22 protein-coding genes are annotated in these 21082 nt (G+C 59.7%); 18 read left to right on the top strand and 4 right to left on the bottom strand.

Annotation, left to right across the window (positions count from 1 at the left end; translation table 11 throughout):
* The first annotated feature begins 106 nt into the window (after positions 1-106).
* Positions 107-1060 carry an alpha/beta hydrolase gene (locus AC07ZE_RS11070; RefSeq protein WP_207264287.1) on the top strand — a complete coding sequence of 318 codons (954 nt, stop codon included), beginning with the start codon at positions 107-109 and terminating at the stop codon, positions 1058-1060.
* A gap of 3 nt (positions 1061-1063) precedes the next feature.
* Here AC07ZE_RS11070 and AC07ZE_RS11065 read toward each other — a convergent pair whose 3' ends face one another.
* Together AC07ZE_RS11065 and AC07ZE_RS11060 are read right to left on the bottom strand one after the other, a co-directional pair.
* Positions 1064-2878 carry an ABC transporter ATP-binding protein gene (locus AC07ZE_RS11065; RefSeq protein WP_207264285.1) on the bottom strand — a complete coding sequence of 605 codons (1815 nt, stop codon included), beginning with the start codon at positions 2876-2878 and terminating at the stop codon, positions 1064-1066.
* Positions 2875-3915, bottom strand: a complete 1041-nt coding sequence (locus AC07ZE_RS11060; protein ID WP_207264283.1) for an AraC family transcriptional regulator — start codon at positions 3913-3915, stop codon at positions 2875-2877. Before AC07ZE_RS11060 ends, AC07ZE_RS11065 begins: the two co-directional genes overlap by 4 nt.
* A 166-nt stretch (positions 3916-4081) precedes the next feature.
* Between AC07ZE_RS11060 and AC07ZE_RS11055 the strand changes: the two genes are divergently transcribed.
* The 5 genes from AC07ZE_RS11055 to AC07ZE_RS11035 all read left to right on the top strand — a co-directional run bounded on the left by AC07ZE_RS11055 (position 4082) and on the right by AC07ZE_RS11035 (position 7047).
* Complete coding sequence (locus AC07ZE_RS11055) at positions 4082-4933, top strand: 3-hydroxybutyryl-CoA dehydrogenase (protein ID WP_207264281.1); 852 nt, start codon at positions 4082-4084, stop codon at positions 4931-4933.
* Positions 4920-5579, top strand: coding sequence for a TetR/AcrR family transcriptional regulator (locus AC07ZE_RS11050; RefSeq protein WP_207264278.1), 660 nt, complete (start codon positions 4920-4922; stop codon positions 5577-5579). The genes AC07ZE_RS11055 and AC07ZE_RS11050 overlap by 14 nt, the downstream gene beginning before the upstream one ends.
* A 90-nt stretch (positions 5580-5669) precedes the next feature.
* Complete coding sequence (locus AC07ZE_RS11045; RefSeq protein ID WP_207264276.1) at positions 5670-6083, top strand: VOC family protein; 414 nt, start codon at positions 5670-5672, stop codon at positions 6081-6083.
* Positions 6084-6222: 139 nt separating this feature from the next.
* Positions 6223-6645, top strand: coding sequence for a YajG family lipoprotein (locus tag AC07ZE_RS11040; protein ID WP_207264274.1), 423 nt, complete (start codon positions 6223-6225; stop codon positions 6643-6645).
* Between the two features lie 201 nt (positions 6646-6846).
* Complete coding sequence (locus tag AC07ZE_RS11035) at positions 6847-7047, top strand: hypothetical protein (protein ID WP_207264271.1); 201 nt, start codon at positions 6847-6849, stop codon at positions 7045-7047.
* 54 nt (positions 7048-7101) lie between these two features.
* On the opposite strand, the gene AC07ZE_RS11030 is transcribed toward AC07ZE_RS11035, so the two are convergent.
* Positions 7102-7881 carry an AraC family transcriptional regulator gene (locus tag AC07ZE_RS11030; protein WP_207264269.1) on the bottom strand — a complete coding sequence of 260 codons (780 nt, stop codon included), beginning with the start codon at positions 7879-7881 and terminating at the stop codon, positions 7102-7104.
* Between the two features lie 221 nt (positions 7882-8102).
* On the opposite strand from AC07ZE_RS11030, the gene AC07ZE_RS11025 reads away from it, so the two are divergent.
* The 9 genes from AC07ZE_RS11025 to AC07ZE_RS10985 all read left to right on the top strand — a co-directional run bounded on the left by AC07ZE_RS11025 (position 8103) and on the right by AC07ZE_RS10985 (position 16888).
* Entirely contained in the window at positions 8103-9029 is a 927-nt protein-coding gene (locus AC07ZE_RS11025) for a 4-hydroxyproline epimerase (RefSeq protein ID WP_207264267.1), read from the top strand.
* Positions 9030-9079: 50 nt separating this feature from the next.
* Positions 9080-10027 carry a dihydrodipicolinate synthase family protein gene (locus tag AC07ZE_RS11020; RefSeq protein WP_207264265.1) on the top strand — a complete coding sequence of 316 codons (948 nt, stop codon included), beginning with the start codon at positions 9080-9082 and terminating at the stop codon, positions 10025-10027.
* A gap of 73 nt (positions 10028-10100) precedes the next feature.
* The gene (locus AC07ZE_RS11015; RefSeq protein ID WP_207264263.1) at positions 10101-11384 is read left to right on the top strand and encodes an NAD(P)/FAD-dependent oxidoreductase; all 1284 of its coding nucleotides are present in this window, start codon (positions 10101-10103) and stop codon (positions 11382-11384) included.
* Between the two features lie 280 nt (positions 11385-11664).
* Positions 11665-12441 (top strand): ABC transporter substrate-binding protein, encoded by a 777-nt coding sequence (locus tag AC07ZE_RS11010; protein WP_207264261.1) that lies wholly within the window; start codon positions 11665-11667, stop codon positions 12439-12441.
* A 92-nt stretch (positions 12442-12533) separates the two neighbouring features.
* Complete coding sequence (locus AC07ZE_RS11005) at positions 12534-13223, top strand: ABC transporter permease (protein WP_207264259.1); 690 nt, start codon at positions 12534-12536, stop codon at positions 13221-13223.
* A 14-nt stretch (positions 13224-13237) separates the two neighbouring features.
* Positions 13238-13936 (top strand): ABC transporter permease, encoded by a 699-nt coding sequence (locus AC07ZE_RS11000; RefSeq protein ID WP_207264257.1) that lies wholly within the window; start codon positions 13238-13240, stop codon positions 13934-13936.
* A gap of 8 nt (positions 13937-13944) precedes the next feature.
* Positions 13945-15057 (top strand): succinylglutamate desuccinylase/aspartoacylase family protein, encoded by a 1113-nt coding sequence (locus AC07ZE_RS10995; RefSeq protein WP_207264256.1) that lies wholly within the window; start codon positions 13945-13947, stop codon positions 15055-15057.
* 18 nt (positions 15058-15075) lie between these two features.
* Complete coding sequence (locus tag AC07ZE_RS10990) at positions 15076-15840, top strand: ABC transporter ATP-binding protein (protein WP_207264253.1); 765 nt, start codon at positions 15076-15078, stop codon at positions 15838-15840.
* A 139-nt stretch (positions 15841-15979) separates the two neighbouring features.
* Positions 15980-16888 carry a MurR/RpiR family transcriptional regulator gene (locus AC07ZE_RS10985; protein ID WP_207264245.1) on the top strand — a complete coding sequence of 303 codons (909 nt, stop codon included), beginning with the start codon at positions 15980-15982 and terminating at the stop codon, positions 16886-16888.
* A 33-nt stretch (positions 16889-16921) separates the two neighbouring features.
* Here AC07ZE_RS10985 and AC07ZE_RS10980 read toward each other — a convergent pair whose 3' ends face one another.
* Positions 16922-17578, bottom strand: a complete 657-nt coding sequence (locus AC07ZE_RS10980) for a trypsin-like peptidase domain-containing protein (protein WP_207264243.1) — start codon at positions 17576-17578, stop codon at positions 16922-16924.
* Between the two features lie 422 nt (positions 17579-18000).
* Between AC07ZE_RS10980 and AC07ZE_RS10975 the strand changes: the two genes are divergently transcribed.
* The 3 genes from AC07ZE_RS10975 (at position 18001) to AC07ZE_RS10965 (ending at position 20403) form a co-directional block, all read left to right on the top strand.
* Positions 18001-18747 carry a metallophosphoesterase gene (locus AC07ZE_RS10975; protein WP_207264241.1) on the top strand — a complete coding sequence of 249 codons (747 nt, stop codon included), beginning with the start codon at positions 18001-18003 and terminating at the stop codon, positions 18745-18747.
* 389 nt (positions 18748-19136) lie between these two features.
* Positions 19137-19811 (top strand): polysaccharide lyase family 7 protein, encoded by a 675-nt coding sequence (locus AC07ZE_RS10970; RefSeq protein WP_207264239.1) that lies wholly within the window; start codon positions 19137-19139, stop codon positions 19809-19811.
* Between the two features lie 397 nt (positions 19812-20208).
* The gene (locus AC07ZE_RS10965) at positions 20209-20403 is read left to right on the top strand and encodes a hypothetical protein (protein ID WP_259331945.1); all 195 of its coding nucleotides are present in this window, start codon (positions 20209-20211) and stop codon (positions 20401-20403) included.
* Positions 20404-21082 lie beyond the last annotated feature (679 nt).

The following is a 21082-nucleotide window of genomic DNA, read 5'->3' as shown; positions in this document are numbered from 1 at the left end:
GTAGACGCGTTCGCGAGCAGGCTCGCTCCCACAGGTCGAAATTTTCCCGCCCTGCGCACGCATCTGTTAAAACGCGGACTTCATGTCTGTGCCAATGGAACACCCGATGTCCACGGCTCCCCTCACTCGCCTGCGCCGACGCTGGCTGCCGCTGCTGTGCATGACTGCGCTGGTCGTCGGCCTGCCGGCGAGCTGCGGCGCGCTCAAGTACAAGGAGCGCGAGTTGCTGTTCCGCATCGAACCGGGCACGGCGAGCTGGTATCGCGGTTTGCCGGGGGATGTTCAGGCGTTCGACATCAAGCCCGCCAATTTCAAGGCCGGGCAAAATCTGCATGCCTGGTGGTGGCCGGCAGCGCGCCGCGATGCGCCGTCGATTCTCTACCTGCACGGTGTGCGCTGGAACCTTACCGGCCAGGCGTTCCGCATCGAGCAACTGCGCGCCATGGGTTTTTCGGTGCTGGCCATCGACTACCGGGGGTTCGGCCAGAGCAAAGGCGATCTGCCGTCGGAAGCCAGCGTCTACGAAGACGCCCGGGCTGCCTGGGAGCGCTTTACGGCAATGCAGCCTGATCCCGGCAAACGCCTGATCTACGGCCATTCCCTTGGCGGTGCGGTGGCTGTCAACCTGGCGGCAGACCTGGCCGCGCAGGCAAAAAAGGAGCACGTCGCGGTGCCGGTGCGCGGTCTGGTGATCGAATCCACCTTCACCACACTGGGCGATGCCGTGGCGCAAGTGGCCGGCAACAACCTGCCCGTCAACTGGCTGCCGGTGCGCTGGCTGCTGTCGCAGAAGTTCGACTCGATCGACAAGATCGTCGATATCGACATGCCGCTGCTGGTGGTTCACGGTCAAGCCGATGCGTTCATGCCCCCGCGCTTCAGCCAGCAATTGTTCAATGCCGCCAATGAACCCAAACGCCTGCTGCTGGTACCCGGCGGTACGCATAACAACAGCATGAGCCTGGGCGGTAGCCAATATCGCCAGGCGCTCGACGGCTTGATGAAAGCCAAATCGCAAATCGCCGGGCCGATGGTTTCAAGGGGTGCGCAGGACTCCTGATCGTTATCGATAACCCCGCGCCTGCAAGTCGAACAACTGCGCATAGCGCCCACCCGCCGCGACCAGACTGTGGTGATCGCCGCGTTCAAGAATCCTGCCCTGGTCGAGCACGATGATGTGATCGGCGTTACGCACACTGGAAAAACGGTGGGAGATCAGCAGGGTCATGCGGTCTTGGGTGTGCCGGCTGAAATGCGCGAATACCGCCGCTTCCGCCGCCGGGTCAAGGGCCGACGTCGGCTCGTCGAGAATCAGGATATCGGCATCGCGACGCATATAGGCACGGGACAAGGCGATCTTCTGCCATTGCCCGCCGGACAGCTCCTGCCCCCCGGCAAACCAGCGCCCCAATTGCGTGGCATAGCCGCGATCCAGACGCTCGATAAAGGGCGCAGCCATGCCTTCGGCGGCGGCGTCGTGCCAGCGCTGCTCATCGTTGAACGCCAGGGTGTCCCCCACGCCGATGTTCTCGCCGACGGAGAACTGGTAGCGGATGTAATCCTGGAAAATCACGCCGACGCGCCGACGCAGCGCGTCTTCTTCCCAGGCCTGCAAGTCGCTGCCGTCCAGCAGAATTCGCCCCTGATCGGGACGGTATAGACGGGTCAGCAGCTTGATCAGCGTGGTCTTGCCCGAACCGTTCTCCCCCACCAGCGCCACACTGTGCCCGGGTACAAGGTGCAGATCGATGCCTTCCAGCGCAGCATGACGGGCGCCCGGATAACGGAAACCGACGTTCTCGAAACGCAAGCCGTCGCCGGGCACTGCACCGACGGTGAGATGCCCGGTATCGACCACCACAGGCTCAGCCAGGTATTCATAAAGGCTGGACAGGTAGAGGCCATCTTCGTAAAGGCCACTGATGGCGCTCAGGCTGCTGCTCACCGCGCTCTGCCCCTGCTTGAACAGGACCAGGTACATGGTCATCTGCCCAAGGCTGATATTGCCGTGAACCGCATCGACCACCACCCAGGCATAGGCCAGATAAAACGCCCCGGTGCCGAGCAGACCCAGCACGAAACCCCAGCCGTCGCGGCGCAGGGTCAGCCGCCGGTCCTCGGCATAGAGCCGGGCGAACGTCTCGCGGTAACGCCGCAACAGCAGCGGCGCGAAACCGAACAGCTTGACCTCCTTGATGTAGGCCTCATGGGACAGCAGCGTCTCTATGTACGTCTGCTGTCGGCTTTCCGGTGCGCGGCGGGTGAACAAGCGAAAGGCATCGCCGGAAAAATGCGCCTCGGCAAAAAACACCGGCAACGCGCCGACCACCAACAGCACCAACGCCCACGGCGAAAAATGCACGAGCAGCACACCGAAGCTGATCAACACGATCAGGTTCTGGATCAGCCCCAGCGACTTCATCACCAGCGCCAACGGTCGGGTCGAGGCTTCACGCCTTACCCGCACGAGCTTGTCGTAGAACTCGGAATTCTCGAATTGCACCAGCGACAGCGTCTGGGCCTTTTCCAGAATCATCGTGTTGACCTTCTGCCCCAACTGCACGCGCAACAGCGACTGCTGTACCGACAGCGCACGCTGAGTGGCAGACAGCAACGCCAGCACCCCGGCTTCCAACAGCACATAGCGAAGCACTGGCCACAACGGCGCACTGCCCTGCTGCGCATGCAACTGCATGGCAAATACCACGGCATCGACAATGCGCTGCCCCAACCACGCTGCCAACGCCGGCAGCACCCCGGCGATCAGCGTCGCCAGCACCAGGCCAAGGAACAGGCCGCGAGAAGTACCCCAGACAAGCAGCAAAGCGCGCCGGGACTGGTCGAGTAGCGAGGTGAAGCGATCGAAGGCAAGACTCACGCCTCAGGCTCCACCGAAGCATCGGTCCGATCCCCTTGAAACCTCGCCCGATACCGCCCAGGACTCTCCCCCGTCCACTTCTTGAACGCGCGATGAAATGCACTCGGCTCCTGAAATCCCAGTTGCTCGGCGATGTCGCTGATGCTTGCCCGGCTCTGGCGCAATTGCTCGAAGGCCACCGCACGGCGCACTTCGTCCTTGATCTCCTGATAGGAACAGCCTTCACGTTCCAGCTTGCGGCGAAAGGTGCTGGGGCTCAGGTGCTGTTCGAGGGCGAAGGCCTGCAGGGTCGGCCAGTGGCTGTAATGGCTGTTGCGCAGGCGCTGATGCACCTGTGACGCCAGGCCGTGCTGGTTGCGGAAGCGAATCACCAGCCATTGCGGCGCAGTGCGCAGGAATACTTTCAGCGAGGCCAGGTCCTGCACCACCGGCAGGCGCAGGTAGTGGCTGGCGAATTCGATTTCGGTGCGTTCGGCGCCAAAAGTCAGGTTGGGTCCCCAGAGCAAGCGATCGTCACTGAGAGACACCCGCTCGTGGCGGAAATCCGCGCGGTCGATGGGAATGCGCCGACCGCCCAGCCAGCACAACAGGCTGATCATCAACACCAGGAACGTCTCTTCGCCGAAACGGCCGACGTCATCGTTTGCCGCCTGGCTGTCCAGGCTGATGAAGGCCCGTTTGCCGCGTACGGTCAGCGTGCCGCGAAAATCCTGGAGGAACAGGGCGAAGTTGGCCAGGCACTGCCGCATGGCCTTGTGCAGGTCGGGCTCCTGAATCAAGGCGCGGCAAATCAGGGCGAAGGCGCCCGGCGGCATGCCATGGGAGTCGAGTCCGAAGAACTCGTCATTCAGTTCGCGGATCTGAATCAGCCACAACGCTGCAAAAGCATTGGCCGGAACCCGCGCCGTCGGCTCTTGCATCAGCGCCGGATCGATGCCGGCTTGTTCCAGCACCGCTCGCACTCGCTGCGGATCGTCCCCCAGCCCGTGGATCATTGCCTGCACGAAGTAGGCGGCCACCGAGTCCTTTTCCCGCATCTGAACGCAACACTCCCCATCATTCGAAATGGCAAAAAACACCAGTGCCGTTGAACAGTTTCGGCATAGGACAACCGCCTTGCCAGCTCTAGACTCGCGCCAATAGTACGCCTTCGGCTGTCACCACGGCCAAGGTATCGCAGGGTTTGAGCGAAAGGACGGCAACATGAATCTGCAACACATTGGCGTGATCGGCGCCGGCACCATGGGCAATGGCATTGCGCAAGTCTGCGCCCTGGCCGGTTTCTATGTGACTTTGCTCGACATCTGCGAAGGTGCATTGCAAAAGGCCGTCGCGACCGTTGGCAAGAATCTCGATCGTCAGGTTGCCAAGGAAACCCTGACGCCGGAGCAAAAACTCGCCGCCCTCGACAAGATCCGCACCAGCACCGACTACAGCAGCCTGCACAATGCGCAACTGGTGATCGAAGCCGCCACGGAAAACCTCGAGCTGAAACTGCGGGTACTGCAACAGATCGCTTCGCAGGTCAGCGCCGAGTGCGTGATTGCCTCCAACACTTCGTCGCTGTCGATTACCCAGCTCGCCGCCAGCGTCAGCCAGCCTGAGCGCTTTATCGGCCTGCACTTCTTCAACCCGGTACCGGTGATGGGCCTGATTGAAGTCATCCGCGGCCTGCAAACCAGCGACGCCACCCACACCCTGGCACTGGACATGGCGACCGCGCTGGGCAAAACCGCGATCACCGCCGGCAACCGCCCAGGGTTCGTGGTCAACCGGATTCTGGTGCCGATGATCAACGAAGCAGTCCTGGTGTTCCAGGAAGGCCTGGCCAGCGCCGAAGATATCGACGCCGGCATGCGCCTGGGTTGCAATCAGCCTATCGGCCCGCTGGCCCTGGCAGACCTGATCGGCCTGGACACCTTGCTGGCGATCATGGAAGCCTTCTACGAGGGCTTCAATGACAGCAAATACCGCCCGGCGCCACTGCTCAAGGAAATGGTCGCCGCCGGTTACCTGGGCCGCAAGACGGGGCGTGGCTTCCATGCCTATGCCTGAGCGTTGCTCGCGGTTTGCCGAGTACCGGGACAAGGTACTGGAGTTGTTTGCCAGCAAAGGTTTCGGTCAGGTCGGCATGCGCGAACTCGCCACGTGCCTGGGGCTGTCTCCGGGCTCGTTGTATCACCATTACCCGAGCAAACAGCACTTGCTGCTCGACCTGATCGAGGAGTTTTACGAAGAGCTGTTGGCCACCCTTGGACGCATCGAACAAAAGGCCCCGGCCAAACGCGACCGGCTCAACAGCCTGATCCGCGCGCACCTGAACCTGCACCGCGATATGCCGTGGCACTTTCGACTGGTGGAGCGTGACAGCGGCTGCCTGAATGAAGAGCAACAGGCGCGGGTTCGCCAGTTGCGCGAACAGTACGAACGCCGGTTGTTGGTGATGCTCGGCGCCCGCTCCCGATTCAGCGAATCAGGTCTGCTGGCAGCTGGGCATGCCATTGCCGCCTTGCTTAACAGCGCCCCGAGTTGGCTCTCACCCCATGCTCTGGACGAAGGCGAGCAGGACGAACTGCTGGAAAACATGCTCAGCGGAGCCATCGAGCGGGTGCTCGCACCACGACGCTCGGTCGAGGCAATAAGCCTCGCCCGGTCTATCGAAAAAACGTCTAAAAAAACCCAGGCCCCTGCCGCGATTTAGGGCTTTGCTTGCCCGGTCGATGTCATCGGAATTCGCTCCTGAACCAAGCGTCCAATCCGATGTGTCCCTTCAATGACCGGGAGCCGCATCATGAAAATCAATCCCTACCTTATCTTCAATGGCGACTGCAAAGCCGCGTTCACCTTCTATGCCGAATGTCTGAAAGGCCAGATCGAAGCGATGTTGACCTACGGTGAAACACCCGCCGGCGATCATGTTCCCAAGGACCTGCATAACCTGATCATCCACACCCGACTGGCAGTGGGCGATCAGGCGATCATGGGGTCGGATACCACCCCCGACCGCCCCACCGAAGAAATGAACGGGTGTTCGATTTCGCTGAATGTCGACAGCATTGCCGAGGCTGAACGGGTGTTCCGCGCGCTGTCAGCAGGTGGCAATGTGCAAATGCCGCTGGAGACCACATTCTGGGCGGCCCGCTTCGGCATGCTGGTCGACCGCTTTGGCGTTTCGTGGATGGTCAATTGCGAAAAAGATCAGTAAATCCCGCCTGATCGACGATGTTCCACGCATGAAACAGCCCAATCTGAACAGGTTGGGCTTTCTGGCAACTCCCGGATCGTCTGCTACCGTCAACATGCCATTCCCCGTATAGCAGCGGATTGTCCGAAGGAAACCCACCATGCCTGCGCCCTGGCCCACCCGTTTCAAACTGTCGCTACTGGCCGGCGGGCTCACCGCCACCCTCCTCGCTCTCAGTGGTTGCGCCACCGTCGATGCCCAGAGCACCGCCTATGTCGGTGTCGAGCACCCCGCTCCGACGATGCCCAGCGAAGTCGTGGTGCTACGCTCCGAACCCCTTCGCCCGCACATACGCCTGGGTGAAGTGCTGATCGACGCCAGCGTCGATCCCGCGCCACCGATCGCCGAGGTCGAACAGAAATTGCGCGAGGAATCCGCCAAGCTGGGCGGCGATGCCGTGGTAGTAGTCTATGACCGTATCGGGATCGTGGGCGCCCATGCCAACGGGCCGCTGTGGGCGCGCGACGTGCAAGCCATCGAAGGTCGCAAGCTCAAGGGGATAGTCATCAAGTACCGGTCCTAGTTGTCGACCTCCCTGGTCTGACTCATCGCACAACCTTTCGTCGCAAATCAACACCTGGGGCGCCCTATGCGCCCCTGTCTGGCTTACGGCTTGCACAGGCGTCGTAGCGGCCCCAGAACGACATAATTCTGACACGCCAGCCCCTCAAACTCATGCTTAAGGCCTCCAGCAATACGCTTGGTCAGTCACCGGAGATGTAACGTGTCAACTCTTAATGAAATCGCAGCGAACCACGCGAGAATGGCCAAGGCAAAAGAAGAGGAGGCGACCGGGTTGAATGAGCGACAGCTTCAGATTGTCGGTGGTTTTGAAATCCCGTGCCTGGAAAAGCAGCAACAGGTTCCGTTGCACCTGATGGCTGGAGTGCATGACAACCACGTCGGGCAAGTAGCCGGTTTTTGAGTTGATTGTCCGAAGGCAATGCGCGGTCGAGGCAAACTCATCGCGCCTTGTTCTTCAGGATTCGCCAAGCGTGACCCGCCGATACTGACGCGGGGTGAAACCCGTCAATGCCTTGAACTGCCGGGTGAACGCACTGTGGTCGGTATAGCCGCACTGCAGCGCGACCTCCGTTATCGGCATGTCGGTATGCAGCAGTCGATGCGCATGCTCCAGGCGAACTTTCTGGATCATCTGCCGCGGCGTCAGGTTGAACACACGTTTGCAGTACCGTTCCAGTTGCGCCACTGAAATGCCGGCGATCCGCGTCAGTTCACCCAAGGTGACGCGCCGGTTGAAATGCGCGCGAATGTATTCGTCTACTGCGGCCAGACGCTGGTAGGCCGGATGCGTCTCACTGGCCGACTGCAGGTCGACCGAGATCCCCACCAAACCGATGATTTCACCGTTGCGATTGTACAGGGGCCGTTTGTGCGTCAGGCACCATCCGGGCTCCCGACTGCCGTACAAGTGCAACTCCAGCTGATCCTCCAGAACAAGCCCCTGCTCCAGCACCCGTCGATCCTGTTCGGTATAGCCAGGCCCCAACTGCGCCGGAAAAACCTCGGCACTGGTTTTTCCAAGCAAGGATTGCAGGTGTTTCAGCCCGCAGCGACGTACCAGGGTCAGGTTGGCCATGACGTAGCGCGCCTGGACATCCTTGATAAAGATCGCGGCATTGGGAATGACATCCAGCATCGGCAGCAGCAGTGCCACACCCGCCAATAACTCATCGATGGTCTGAGGACGACTGGCGTCGTTCCCCTGGCACAGGATCGCAAACGCGTTCTGTGTCATGAAGCTCCTCCCCACTTTTCGTCCAGGCAACCAGCACGCCGAGCAGGTTGCCCCAACCCCGGCGCCCTGTCGAGGGCGCATCACGTCATCCGTACTGTGCTGATTTCGTCATCGATGCCAGTGAAAAACATCAATCGCGGCCAGGCTGACGAGCTCACTCTGAAGCCATTGCGGGTGAGTTCAGACCCACAGGCTTCCGATCTCCTCTAATGGGCGGGACTATGAAAAAAGTACATGTCATCGATTCCCACACCGGCGGCGAACCGACTCGCCTGGTGATGAAAGGCTTTCCCGATTTGCCCGGCAATACCATGGCCGAAAAACGCGATGCCCTGCGTGAGGGGCATGACCAATGGCGTCGCGCCTGCCTGCTGGAACCCCGGGGCAACGATGTGCTGGTGGGTGCTCTGTATTGCGAGCCGGTTTCGCCGGACGCCACCTGCGGCGTGATTTTCTTCAACAATGCCGGCTATCTGGGCATGTGCGGCCACGGCACCATCGGCCTGGTCGCGTCTTTGCACCACTTGGGACATATCAGCCCGGGCGTGCACAAGATCGATACGCCGGTCGGCCAGGTCAGCGCCAACCTGCATGAAGACGGTGCGGTGACTGTGGGCAACGTGCCCGCCTACCGCTACCGCCAGGACGTTGCGGTCCTGGTACCCGGACACGGCCGCGTGTATGGCGATATCGCCTGGGGCGGCAACTGGTTTTTCCTGGTGTCCGACCATGGAAAGGTATTGCAAATGGACAACGTCGAGGTGTTGACCGAGTACACCTGGGCAATGCTCAAGGCGCTGGAGGACCAAGGCATTCACGGCGAAGACGGCGCCCTCATCGACCATGTCGAACTGTTCGCCGACGACGATCATGCCGACAGCCGCAACTTCGTCATGTGCCCGGGCAAGGCCTACGACCGTTCGCCTTGCGGCACCGGCACCAGCGCCAAACTGGCGTGCCTGGCCGCCGATGGAAAACTGGCTGCGGGCGAACGCTGGGTACAAGCCGGCATCACCGCCAGCCAGTTCGAAGGCCGCTACGAATGGGAAGGCGATCGCATCCGCCCGTTCATTACCGGCCGCGCCTGGATGACCGCCGACAGCTTGCTGCTGATCGACGAGCAGGATCCCTTCGCGTGGGGTATTTGAGCCCCGCACCTCCCTGTTTATCTGAATCAACGTTCCAAGGAGCGACAACCATGAGCGACAACATCTTCACCGGTTGCATTCCCGCGCTGATGACACCCTGCACCGCCGAACGCAAGCCGGACTTCAATGCCCTGGTGGCCAAGGGTCGCGAACTGATCGATATCGGCATGAGCGCTGTCGTGTACTGCGGCTCGATGGGCGATTGGCCCCTGCTCACCGAAGCCGAACGTCAGGAAGGTGTGGCGCGCCTGGTCGACGCCGGCATCCCGACCATCGTCGGTACCGGTGCCGTCAACAGCCGCGAAGCGGTATCCCACGCAGCCCATGCGGCCAAAGTCGGTGCCCATGGCCTGATGGTCATTCCTCGCGTGTTGTCCCGTGGCGCATCCGCAACCGCCCAAAAGGCGCACTTCGCCGCCATCCTGAACGCCGCTGCGAATCTACCGGCAGTGATCTACAACAGTCCTTACTACGGCTTCGCCACCCGCGCCGATTTGTTCTTCGAACTGCGTCGAGAGCATCCGAACCTGATCGGCTTCAAGGAGTTCGGCGGTGCCGCCGACCTGCGCTACGCCGCCGAGAACATCACTTCCAGGGATGATGATCTGACCCTCATGGTGGGCGTCGATACCCAGGTGGTGCACGGCTTCGTCAACTGCAACGCCACCGGCGCCATCACCGGCGTCGGCAATGCACTGCCGCGTGAAGTGCTGCAACTGGTGGCGCTGAGCAGGCAGGCGGCCAAAGGTGACGCCAAGGCTCGCCGTCTGGCGCGCGAACTGGAGTCTGCATTGGCCGTGCTGTCGTCCTTCGATGAGGGCTGCGACCTGGTGCTCTATTACAAGTATCTGATGGTGCTCAATGGCGAGCAGCAATACACCCTGCACTTCAACGAGACCGATGCGCTCAGCGATGCCCAACGTCGTTACGCCGAGACCCAGTACAGGTTGTTCCGCCAGTGGTACGCGAACTGGTCGAAAGAGCAGAACCTGGTCTGACACCCGACTCGATTCACATCGTGGTGCGCCAATGCGCACCTTTTGCTGGATGACCCAACAGAAGCCCAGAAACATGACGTCCCTTAATTCAGGCAACACGCACAACCCCGCGGACATCGCCGTGGTCGGCGCCGGCATCATCGGCGTCGCCTGCGCCCTTCGGCTTGCACGCCAGGGAAAGCGGGTGGTGGTCATCGATCATCAGGATCCGGGGCACGGGGCTTCATTCGGCAACGCCGGGCATCTGGCCACCGAACAAGTGTTTCCCATCGCCGACCTGTCCATTCTCAAGCGTCTGCCGGCGATGCTCATGGACCCCATGGGTCCGTTGCGCCTGGACTGGAGATACATGCCCCGGGCATTACCGTGGTTCATCCGTTTATTGCTGAACCTGCGACCGGCACCTTTCCAGCGCACCGTGGCCGGCATCCGCGCACTCAACGAAAGCAGCCTTGGCGCCTGGCAACGGCTGCTCGAAACGATTGCCCGTGCGGACCTGCTGAAAGAGGATGGCTCGCTGTTGGTGTTCGAGCGCCCCGACTCGCGACAGGCAATCGACGCGTTACAGGCACGCATGCGCCATCAAGCAGTGCCCGTCGATTTATGGCAGGCGAGCGCAGTGCGTGAGGTTGCCCCGCAGCTGAGCGAGCACCTTCAGGGCGGGCTGTTCTTCCCGCGCACCGGGCACTTCCTGGACCCCTACCGCGTCGTTGGTGAATTGGTGAAAGCGGCCAAGGCCAGCGGCGTGCAGTTCATCAAACATCAGGTGATGGACGGGCGTGTGCAGGAGCACGGCGTTTCACTGCTCACCCACCAGGGCAGCCTGACCGCCCGCCAGGCCCTCATCGCCTGCGGCGCTCACTCCGCCAGACTGACCGCTGCGCTGACCGGCAAAAAAGTGCCCCTGGACACCGAGCGCGGCTATCACCTGATGCTGCCCCATGAACATCAGCGCCTGCCTTTCGCCGTCACCTCGCTGGAACGCAAATTCATCATGACCCCCATGGCCGATGGCCTGAGGCTGGCCGGCACCGTCGAATTCTCCGGCCTCGACAGCCCTCCGAACATGGAACGCGCCTGGCAGTTGCACCGATTGAGCAAAGGCCTGTTCAAGCGTGATCTGAATGCTGAGGCCGCAACACCCTGGATGGGGTTTCGTCCTTCGCTGCCTGACTCATTGCCGATTATTGATCGGGTGTGCGACGGCAAGGTATTGCTTGCGTTTGGCCATCAGCATTTGGGGCTGACTCAGGCGGCGGTTACGGCTGAGCTGATTGGCCGGATGGTATTGCCTGCAAGCGCCACTGAGGTCCATGAATTACCGGCGGTTGAGGCGTATCGGTTGGATCGGTTCTGAGCGAAACACCCCGCACCACCAACCCACCCGACACCTGCGTTGCCTGACAGGCTGCTTTGGCGAGCAGGCTCGCTCCCACAGGTTTTACCCCTTGATTGACTGGCACTAGCGTTTTCGGCGCCCTTTTCTCGTTTGAAGGTTCGATAGCATGGCAGCGATTACACGCCCATCCATGCACCTTTTATCGCCTCGTTTTGATACGTTTATTTTCATATTATTGATTTATGAAATTCAATATGTCATTTATATCTCCGCATCCCCCATCCAAGGAGTCAACAATATGAACAAGACAGAACTTCTAGGTGCCCTGACACTGTGCGCCGCAAGCTTTCTGGCACACGCCGACGAAGGCAGCTTGCGTATCGGTATCGAAGCCGCCTACCCGCCCTTCTCTTTCAAGACGCCAGAGGGCAACGTCAGTGGTTTCGATTACGACATCGGCAACGCGCTGTGCGAGGAAATGAAGGTCAGATGCGAGTGGGTCATCCAGGAGTTCGACGGCATGATCCCCTCGCTGAAAGTGCGCAAGATCGATGCGGTGCTGTCGTCGATGTCGATCACCGAAGACCGGATGAAGTCAGTCGACTTCAGCAAAAAGTACTACCACACGCCGGGCAAGTTCGCGATGAAGGCCGGCAACGTGATCAACGACCCGCAGGTCGATCTCAAGGGCAAGAAAGTCGGCGTGCAACGCTCCTCGACCTACGACCATTTTGCCACCGAGCAGCTGGTGAAAGCCGGCGTCGAGGTGGTGCGCTACTCCTCGCAGAATGAAGCCTTCCTCGACTTGGCGTCGGGTCGACTGGACGCCACGCTCGCCGACATTGTCAACACCGATGAGAGCTTTATCAAAACGCCACTCGGCAGAGGTTTCGCCCTGACAGGCCCGGATATCAACGATCCGAAATACTTCGGCAGGGGCGCCGGGATCGCGGTGCGCAAAGGCGACACTGCGAACGTTGCACGCTTGAGTGCGGCGATTGACGCCATCCGCACCAATGGCAAGTACCAGCAAGTGATGACCAAGTACTTCGCCTTCGATATCTACGGCGAATAAGCCGTTACCCGAAACCCTGGCGCCGGCCCCTGCGGGCGCCACCTTTGGCTTGTTTCGCGCGCCCACCGGGCGCTCGCTTGAGGAATTTCATCATGCTCCACGGGTACGGATCGAGCATTCTTGATGGCGCCTGGCTGACCATTAACCTGGCCCTGATCTCCATGTCCATGGCGATTGCCCTGGGCCTGATCGGCGCCGCCTTTCGTTTATCGCCGTTCAAATGGCTGGCAATACTGGGCGAAGGCTACACCACCCTGATTCGCGGTATTCCTGACCTGGTGTTGATCCTGCTGATCTTCTACGGCGGCCAGGATCTGGTGAACCGCATTGCCCTCGCACTCGGTTACACCCGCTACATCGACATCAATCCCTTTATCGCCGGCGTGTGCACCATGGGTTTCATTTTTGGTGCCTATCTCTCGGAAACCTTTCGGGGTGCCTTCATGGCGATCCCTAAAGGTCAGGCCGAAGCCGGTGCGGCTTATGGCCTGGGTGGTACCCAGGTGTTCTGGCGGATTCTGGTGCCGCAGATGATTCGTTTCGCCATTCCCGGCTTCACCAACAATTGGTTGGTGCTGACCAAATCCACCGCGCTGATCTCGGTCATCGGCTTGCAGGACATGATGTTCAAAGCCAAAAACGCAGCGGACGCCACCCATGAGCCATTCACGTTTTTCCTCGCGGTTGCCGCGCTCTACCTGGTGCTGACCAGCGTGTCATTGCTGGTCCTGCGCTGTCTGGAAAAACACTACTCGGTCGGCATCAAAGCCGCCGAACTGTAACCGGGAGCCCACCCATGATGCTCGACTACAACCTGATCTGGGAGAACCTGCCGCTGTATTACAGTGGCGTATGGGTGACCCTGAAAGTGCTGCTGATTTCCCTGGCCGTTGGCCTGGTGCTGGCAATTCCGCTGGCGTTGATGCGGGTATCGCGATCACCGCTGATCAACTGTCCGGCCTGGCTCTACACCTATGTGATTCGCGGCACGCCGATGCTGGTGCAATTGTTCCTGATCTATTACGGGCTGGCGCAGTTCGAAGCGGTACGCCACAGCGCGCTCTGGCCTTACCTGTCCAGCGCCACCTTTTGTGCCTGCCTGGCCTTCGCAATCAATACCAGCGCCTATAGCGCAGAACTCCTGGCCGGCAGTTTGAAGGCCACGTCCCACGGCGAGATCGAAGCCGCCAAAGCCATGGGCATGTCGCGCGTTACCTTGTACCGCCGCATTCTCCTGCCATCCGCCTTGCGCCGGGCACTGCCGCAGTACAGCAACGAAGTCCTGATGATGCTGCAAACCACCAGCCTGGCGTCGATCGTCACGCTGGTGGATATCACCGGCGCCGCGCGAACGGTCAGTTCGCGGTTTTATCTGCCGTTCGAAGCGTTCATCACTGCCGGCCTCATCTACCTGGCCCTGACCTTCATCCTGGTTCGCCTGTTCAAGCTCGCCGAGCGCCGCTGGCTGGCCTATCTGGCACCGCGCAAGCACTAAGGAGTTCCATGAAACACATTCAATACCGCTTGCCGTGGAGCGCCTCGGGCACGGAGCGAACGCTCGCGCTGTTTCGTTTTGGCAGCGGCCCGCGCAAGGCCTACATCCAGGCCTCGCTGCACGCCGACGAGCTACCGGGGATGCGCGTCGCCGTCGAACTCAAGCACCGCCTGCAAGCGCTGGAAGAACAAGGTCGCCTGACCGGCGTGATCGAATTGGTGCCAATGGCCAATCCGATCGGCATCGCACAGATGTTCCAGGCCACCCATCAAGGGCGTTTTGAGTTTTCCAGCGGGAAGAATTTCAATCGCGACTTCCCGGAGCTCGCCGAAGCCGTGGTACCGATGCTGGAAGGTCGACTGGGAGACGATAGCAACAGCAACATCGCGCTGATCCGCCGCGCCATGAGCGATGCCCTCACCAACATGCCACCGCCGACATCGGAACTCGATGGCCTGCGGCGCCTGTTGATGCAACATGCCTGTGATGCCGATGTGGTGCTGGACCTGCACTGCGATTTCGAGTCAATCATGCTGCTGTATGCCATGCCGCAAAACTGGCCACGCTTGCACTCGTTGGCCGCCCGACTGGGCGCTGGCGTTGCCCTGCTGGCCGAGGCGGCGGGAGGTAACGCCTTCGACGAAGCCTGCGCCATTCCCTGGCTGCAACTGGCCGATCGCTTTCCCCAAGCCAGTATTCCGCTGGCGTGCGTCGCGACTACGATCGAACTGCGCGGCATGGCAGACACCGAACGCGAGCAATGCGTCGAGAGCGCACAGGCCATTCTCGGCTATCTCGCCGAGCAAGGCCTGATCAGTGGTGACTGGCCTGCCGCCCCGCCGAGCCGTTGTGAAGCGACCCCTTTCGCCGGTGCGCAGTACGCCTATGCGCCGCACCCGGGGGTGGTGAGCTATTTGCAACCGTTGGGCGCCCACGTCAGGGTCGGCGATCCGCTGTTCGAAGTCATCGACCCGCTGACAGACCTGCACAGCGTGGTGCGCGCCAGCACCGACGGCATCCTCTATGCCCGCGAACGACTGCGTTTTGCCCAGCCTGGTTTGTGGCTGGCCAAAGTGGCCGGCCGTACCCCCATCCGCCAAGGCCGCTTGCTCAGCGACTGATTCCAGAGAGTTGAAACCATGTACAAGCTTGAAATTCAGGACCTTCACAAAAGCTACGGCAGCCACGAAGTGCTCAAGGGCGTGTCCCTGGAGGCCAAAGCCGGTGACGTTATCAGCATCATCGGCTCCAGCGGCTCCGGTAAAAGCACCTTTCTGCGTTGCATCAACCTGCTGGAGCAGCCCAACGCCGGCAGTATCGTGCTCAACGGCGAACCGCTCAAACTGGTGACCAACAAACTCGGCGGGCTCAAGGCGGCCGAACCCAAGCAACTGCAACGCATGCGTTCGCGACTGTCGATGGTGTTTCAGCACTTCAACCTCTGGTCGCACATGAGTGCCCTTGAAAACGTCATGGAAGCGCCGGTGCATGTGCTGGGCGTAAACAAAAAACAAGCGCGGGAAAAAGCCGAGCACTACCTGAACAAAGTCGGCGTGGCGCACCGCATGGACGCCTGGCCGGCTCATATGTCTGGCGGTGAGCAACAGCGAGTGGCCATTGCCCGCGCACTGGCCATGGAACCTGAAGTGATGTTATTTGATGAACCGACTTCGGCACTCGACCCCGAACTGGTCGGCGAAGTGCTCAAAGTCATGCAGGACCTGGCACTCGAAGGCCGCACCATGGTGGTCGTGACCCACGAAATGGGTTTTGCTCGGGAAGTATCGAATCAGTTGGTGTTCCTGCATAAAGGCCAGGTCGAAGAGCGTGGCGATCCGCGCGAAGTGCTGGTCAAACCGCAATCCGAACGCCTCCAGCAGTTTCTGTCCGGCAGCTTGAAATAATCAACCCGCCCCGCTCACCGCAAGATACGGCTTCGGATACACTCCAGCCTACGCAGCACCCTGTGGGAGCGCCGCCCGCACGCTCCCACAGGTTATGCGCCAGCCCCAGCCCCAACCCTCAGGAAGTGTTGAACCGGATATGCCGACTCCTTCGAAAAACACCACGGTCTATGCCGCTCCAGTGATGCGCAAACTCGCGGAAATCGTTCCCGACTTACCGCCGTCACTGCGCAAGGTGGCGGATTTTATCCTGCGTCATCCGCTCAGGGCCGCGACGCTGACGATCGAAGAAATGGCTCATGAAACATCCACCTCGCCAGCAGCGGTCAATCGTTTGGCCAAGGCGCTGAACCTGGGTGGCTACACCGGCATGAAAGCCGAGCTGGTCGCGACGTTGCAGCAGATGGTGTCGCCGGTCGACAAACTGCGAAACGAACTGGCCCATCGTCCTGGCGGCGCCTTCGGCCTGCACGAGCAAATCCAGAGCGCCACCAGCAACCTCGCCACGGCCGCCACCAACAACCACGCAGATACTTTTGAAGCGTTCGTCAGCCGCCTGATCAACGCTCGCAAGATTTACATCCTGGGCTTTGGCAACAGCGTCTACTTCGCCGGGCTGGCCGCCTCGACACTGATGCCGTTCTGTGCGGATGCCACCGCCATCAGCATGGAGGGCGGCAATGAAAATGCCGCTTACCGTCTGGCCGCCATCACCGATCAAGACGTATTGCTGGCGATCTCCCTGCCACGCTATTCCCTCGACACCCTGCAACTCGCGCGTTTTGCAAACGAGCGCGGCGCCTCGGTGCTGGCAATCACCGACTCACCCGCCTCGCCGCTGACCAGTATTGCCGAACACGTGTTGTTTGCCCCCGCCGATCATCCGGTAATGACCAGTTCCAACATCGCCGTACTCGCCTTGATCGAAGGATTAGTGGCGGGTGTGATGGCTCGCAATAAAGAAGCCGTCAAGCTGGCGACCGAACTGACCGAAAGCGTGATGTCTTATTTGCATATGCCCTCGAGCGCTAAATCACCGAAGAAGTGATGATTCCCGGGCCAACTGGGTGCCGGCTGAAAATCACTTCGCAACATACTGCGTGCCGCGCGGATCGTTAAGCTTTGCCTGCAACATCCCCCACTCGCGTTGAATGATCGAGTAAGGGATAAAGACACTGATCCTCTCAGCGTCTTTTACCCCGGCGTTATTACTCACATCATTCAATGTGGTTGAGTGGAAACCAACATTGATGCCGACAACACTGCCGTCATTGGCGATGACCGGCCCACCGGACATCCCCTTGACCAGCGGGGCATCATGGATGCCGTAGAGATCACCGCTGTTCTCGTCGGCGTTGACGAACGGCGTTTTATACACCTTGCCTTTCCCGGTGGTGGTGACCAGGTAAGGACTCACCCCCACGGCCGTGATGCTCTCGCCCACACGCGGAGCGCGCCATGAGGGGTAGCGGCCATTGGCTTTATGCTTGATGAAGACAAGATCGCAGTTGGTGCTGCAGCTGTATTTCACGTTGGGAATGAACGGCGTGTGACGGGTGGTGACGGCGTAGTCATCGTTCCATTGCACGGCCGAGGCCATGTACACATACGGCAGAGGAAAGCCTGAAAAGACTAAAAAGTATGAATCATTGGCAGGCTCCGAAAAGTCGGGCTTTACAATGCCATTGCATCCTGCAGTTACAGCTCCTATTAGAAAGAAGGCCATGATCTTGATCATGATGTATCACCGACTTAATAGGGAAAATGTGACTGTTTTTTGTTGTCAGTATTTTGTCTTTTATCGGGTTGCAGTACTCCTCGCCACTTGCTCTAGTTGGACACCTTGATACTTATGGCTGAAGTTACAGCAATGCGTATGAATAAATCGCACTAAGACCAATCGCTTTTCGATCAACTTTTTAGTGTGAATATTTGGCGCCAGAAATACGTTAATAACGAGACTAAATAATAAAAAAACACTATGACTGACTGATTTAAAGATGGCGACTGTTGTTTGTGTATTTGAGCGAAAGAGGACAGCAGCGGGCGAGACAAAGCTATGCCAGAATTCAAGGGAACGCTTGGCCATTGGCCGCTGATGCCGAGGCCGTCATTGGCAATGCGACAAACCGGCCGCCTGCTGCTGCATCGGAGTGTCCAATGTCCGAAACTACCGAGGTGTCGCGCGTGAAGCACTTCGCCGCCAACACGGCGGGCCGGGATCTCGCGGTCGGCGACATTCACGGCCACTTCACCCGGCTGCAGGCGGCGCTGGATGCGGTCGGGTTCGAACCTGCCGTCGACCGCCTGTTCAGCGTCGGTGATCTGGTCGACCGCGGGCCTGAGTCGCTGGATGTCGATGAATGGCTGCTGCGCAAGCCCTGGTTCCATGCAGTGCGTGGCAACCATGAGCAGATGGCTGTTGATTCGAACGCCACCGGCCGCATCAGCTATGAATGCAGCCTGCACTTGCTCAATGGTGGCGCGTGGTTCTACGGGCTGTCGAGCATCGAGCAAGACCGCTACGCCAGCCTCTTTCAGGACTTGCCGCTGGTGATCGAAGTCGAGACCGCACAGGGCCTGATCGGCATCGTGCATGCCGACGTTCCGCGCGCAAGCTGGGGAGAAATGATGACAGCACTTTCTGGATCGGCGAGGGAGGCCGACCACGTTGCCGCCATCCTTCAGTGGTCGCGCAAGCGCTTGACTGACGAAAACCACACCGGTGTTGACGGCGTGCGGGCCGTGATCGTGGGCCATACGCCACTCAGGCAGCCGGTCATACTCGGGAATGTCTACCACATAGATACTGCAGGCTGGAAGAATGGTTACTTCACGTTGCTGGATCTGGCTACGCTGGAATGTTTGCCGCCAATCGACCCTGCGCTGGGGTATGACCGGGTTTAAGTTCTACCCAAAACCCCTATCTCGTCGCCTCACCCTCGCGAAATTCTGTTGCCTAGACTACTGTATATAAAAACAGTATAAATAGGGCGTGGACGTGGACCCATACGAAATCGAAGACACCAGCGATTGGCTCGGCTGCCCGACGCCGCTTGAAACCTGCCGGCACCAGCTCCGCATGCTCGAGAACGAAATTGAGGAACTGACCCTGCAGTTGCGCCAGGCGCGGCAAAACATCTTCGAGCTTTGGCGACTGGACCAGACGGGAAATCGAAAAGGCCTGTGTGGCATCACCTCTGCCCATTCACTGAGTGGGCAGAGGGATGTAGGCCTACATCAAACGAAGGGCTCAATAGAGCACAGGTGACCTCAAATGAAATAAGGAATCGACAATGACTGTAGATATCAGCAATTTCATCATCGCCACACCGCTTCCGATTTCCGACACAAACCCGATCTCCCTCGACCTGATCGGTTGGCGAGCGCTGATCGAATGCCCAAGCGTCGTTTCAATGCTTCCTGACGGATCGTTGCAGATGACGGCCCCTACCCTCGGCGCCTCCAGTAAAAGCGTCCATCGAACCCGCTGCGAATGGAAGGAACCGGGCTACTGGCCGTTTTCTAGTGCCGCAGACCATTGGTGCCGACAAGAAATGCGGCTGACTAAGGTCAACTCTTTGCAGAAGGTCGTGATCGGCCAAATTCATGTGCAGGGTTCTGAACGTCCACCGGTAAAGGTGTTCTGGAACAAAGGCAAAATCACCATGGGGTTCCGCTCGAGTTACTTGCAAGACGATCCGGTCAACTCGACGGTCCTGGAAAACGTGCCGCTCGGCGCACTGTTCAAGATCAACATTCACGCCAATTCAAGCGGCGCTGTTTCGGTATCAGCCAGTTGTAACGGCGCCAAATCTGCCTCAGCGATCATGCGTCTCGACAACACCTGGGACACGAAAACTCTCGCCTTCCACGGCGGCGTATACAACCAGATCGACTACTCCGACTCAACCGATCCTGAGGACGGTTCGATTTGCGTGATCAGTGATCTATCCATCACTCACGGCTAAGACCAACCAGCGCCACGTCAGCCTGACGATAACTGCCCGATGCGGATGATTCTGCACCGCGCAATGCGGCCCCCTGCATCCAGTAGGACCGGAAACAAATTGCATCTGACTGGAATTGTTTTTCCACTCCACTCCCAATGAGGGCGACCGCCATGAAATAGACCATGACCCGAAACTCACTGCATCCGTGAAAGGCCTGAACGTCCAACGGGCCTTTCTTTTTGCCTGCTTTTATCCGCCAGCACTCTCCCCCACGCCCAACGGCAACCAGCAGGCGGCCAGAGTACTGACGAATACACGCCATCCACACCGTGGGATCGGCCCAATGCCCAACCCGTGCCTCTCTGATTGACGACCTGAACCGCAAGTTGGACCAGTTCTTCGGCACGGCCGAGCGGTGCAGAAAATCGCCCCGGGTGTCAGCAGCGAACGCGAACTGACCTTCGGCACCGCCCGCGGCTACAAGCTGCGCGCCGACCGCGACAAACTGGCGGCGCCACCCTCTACCAGACCGCCAGCGAAATCGGCATCGACCATCAACGCGCCAAGCTCATCGCCCGCAAAAAATAACTTCACTTGCGCCGACACGTGAGGCGCATGCCGCAGGCGCGTTTTGAAGGAAGTCGGGACTTGTGGCCGGCGCTTCACCTACACCGACAAGTCGCGAGCACTGGACTCCTACAAGGCCCGCAAGTCGTGGCAGATGCGCCATGCACGTTTGTCCATGGAGCGCGCCCAGGCGGCTATCGGTTACTTCGGCAACAGCGAAGTCGAAAGCCAGGTTCCAGATGGCCCTGTAACCATTCCGAGCGAATCGCCCTCGCCTGGTGCGCCCACGTGTACTGCTACAAGGGGCCACGGTAAGTCTGAGAACTTCACTTGTTCCTCTGCACCCATCCAATCAGCAACAACGTGCACCCTGAGACTAAAAAGGCAAAAGCCAAGTAACCGACACTTCGACCCCAAAGTAGTTGGTTCAGGCAAACGCCGAGTCCACCAATCACCATTGGAACCCCGGTGATGAACAGCGTGTTTCGAAAAGCCTTATGCATCACCGCCCCTCCCACCGAATATCTACTCCATTAAAGCAGAAGCCTGCCGGTTTACGGCGGGCGAGGAATTCGTATGCCCCAAACGATGCAGGAGCCGTTCGAGCAAGCCTGCAGCGAGGACAACGGCGGCATACCGGCAGCGTTTATCAAGGTGCAGCGGCTGGGTGCACCTGTATAAGAAAGCCGGAAAGGACGGGCAGAAGATCACGGGGCACGCCA

Source organism: Pseudomonas sp. GW101-3H06 (assembly GCF_059424605.1).
The sequence above is the reverse complement of the archived record's forward strand: the minus strand, read 5'-3'. Positions and strand labels throughout refer to the sequence as shown.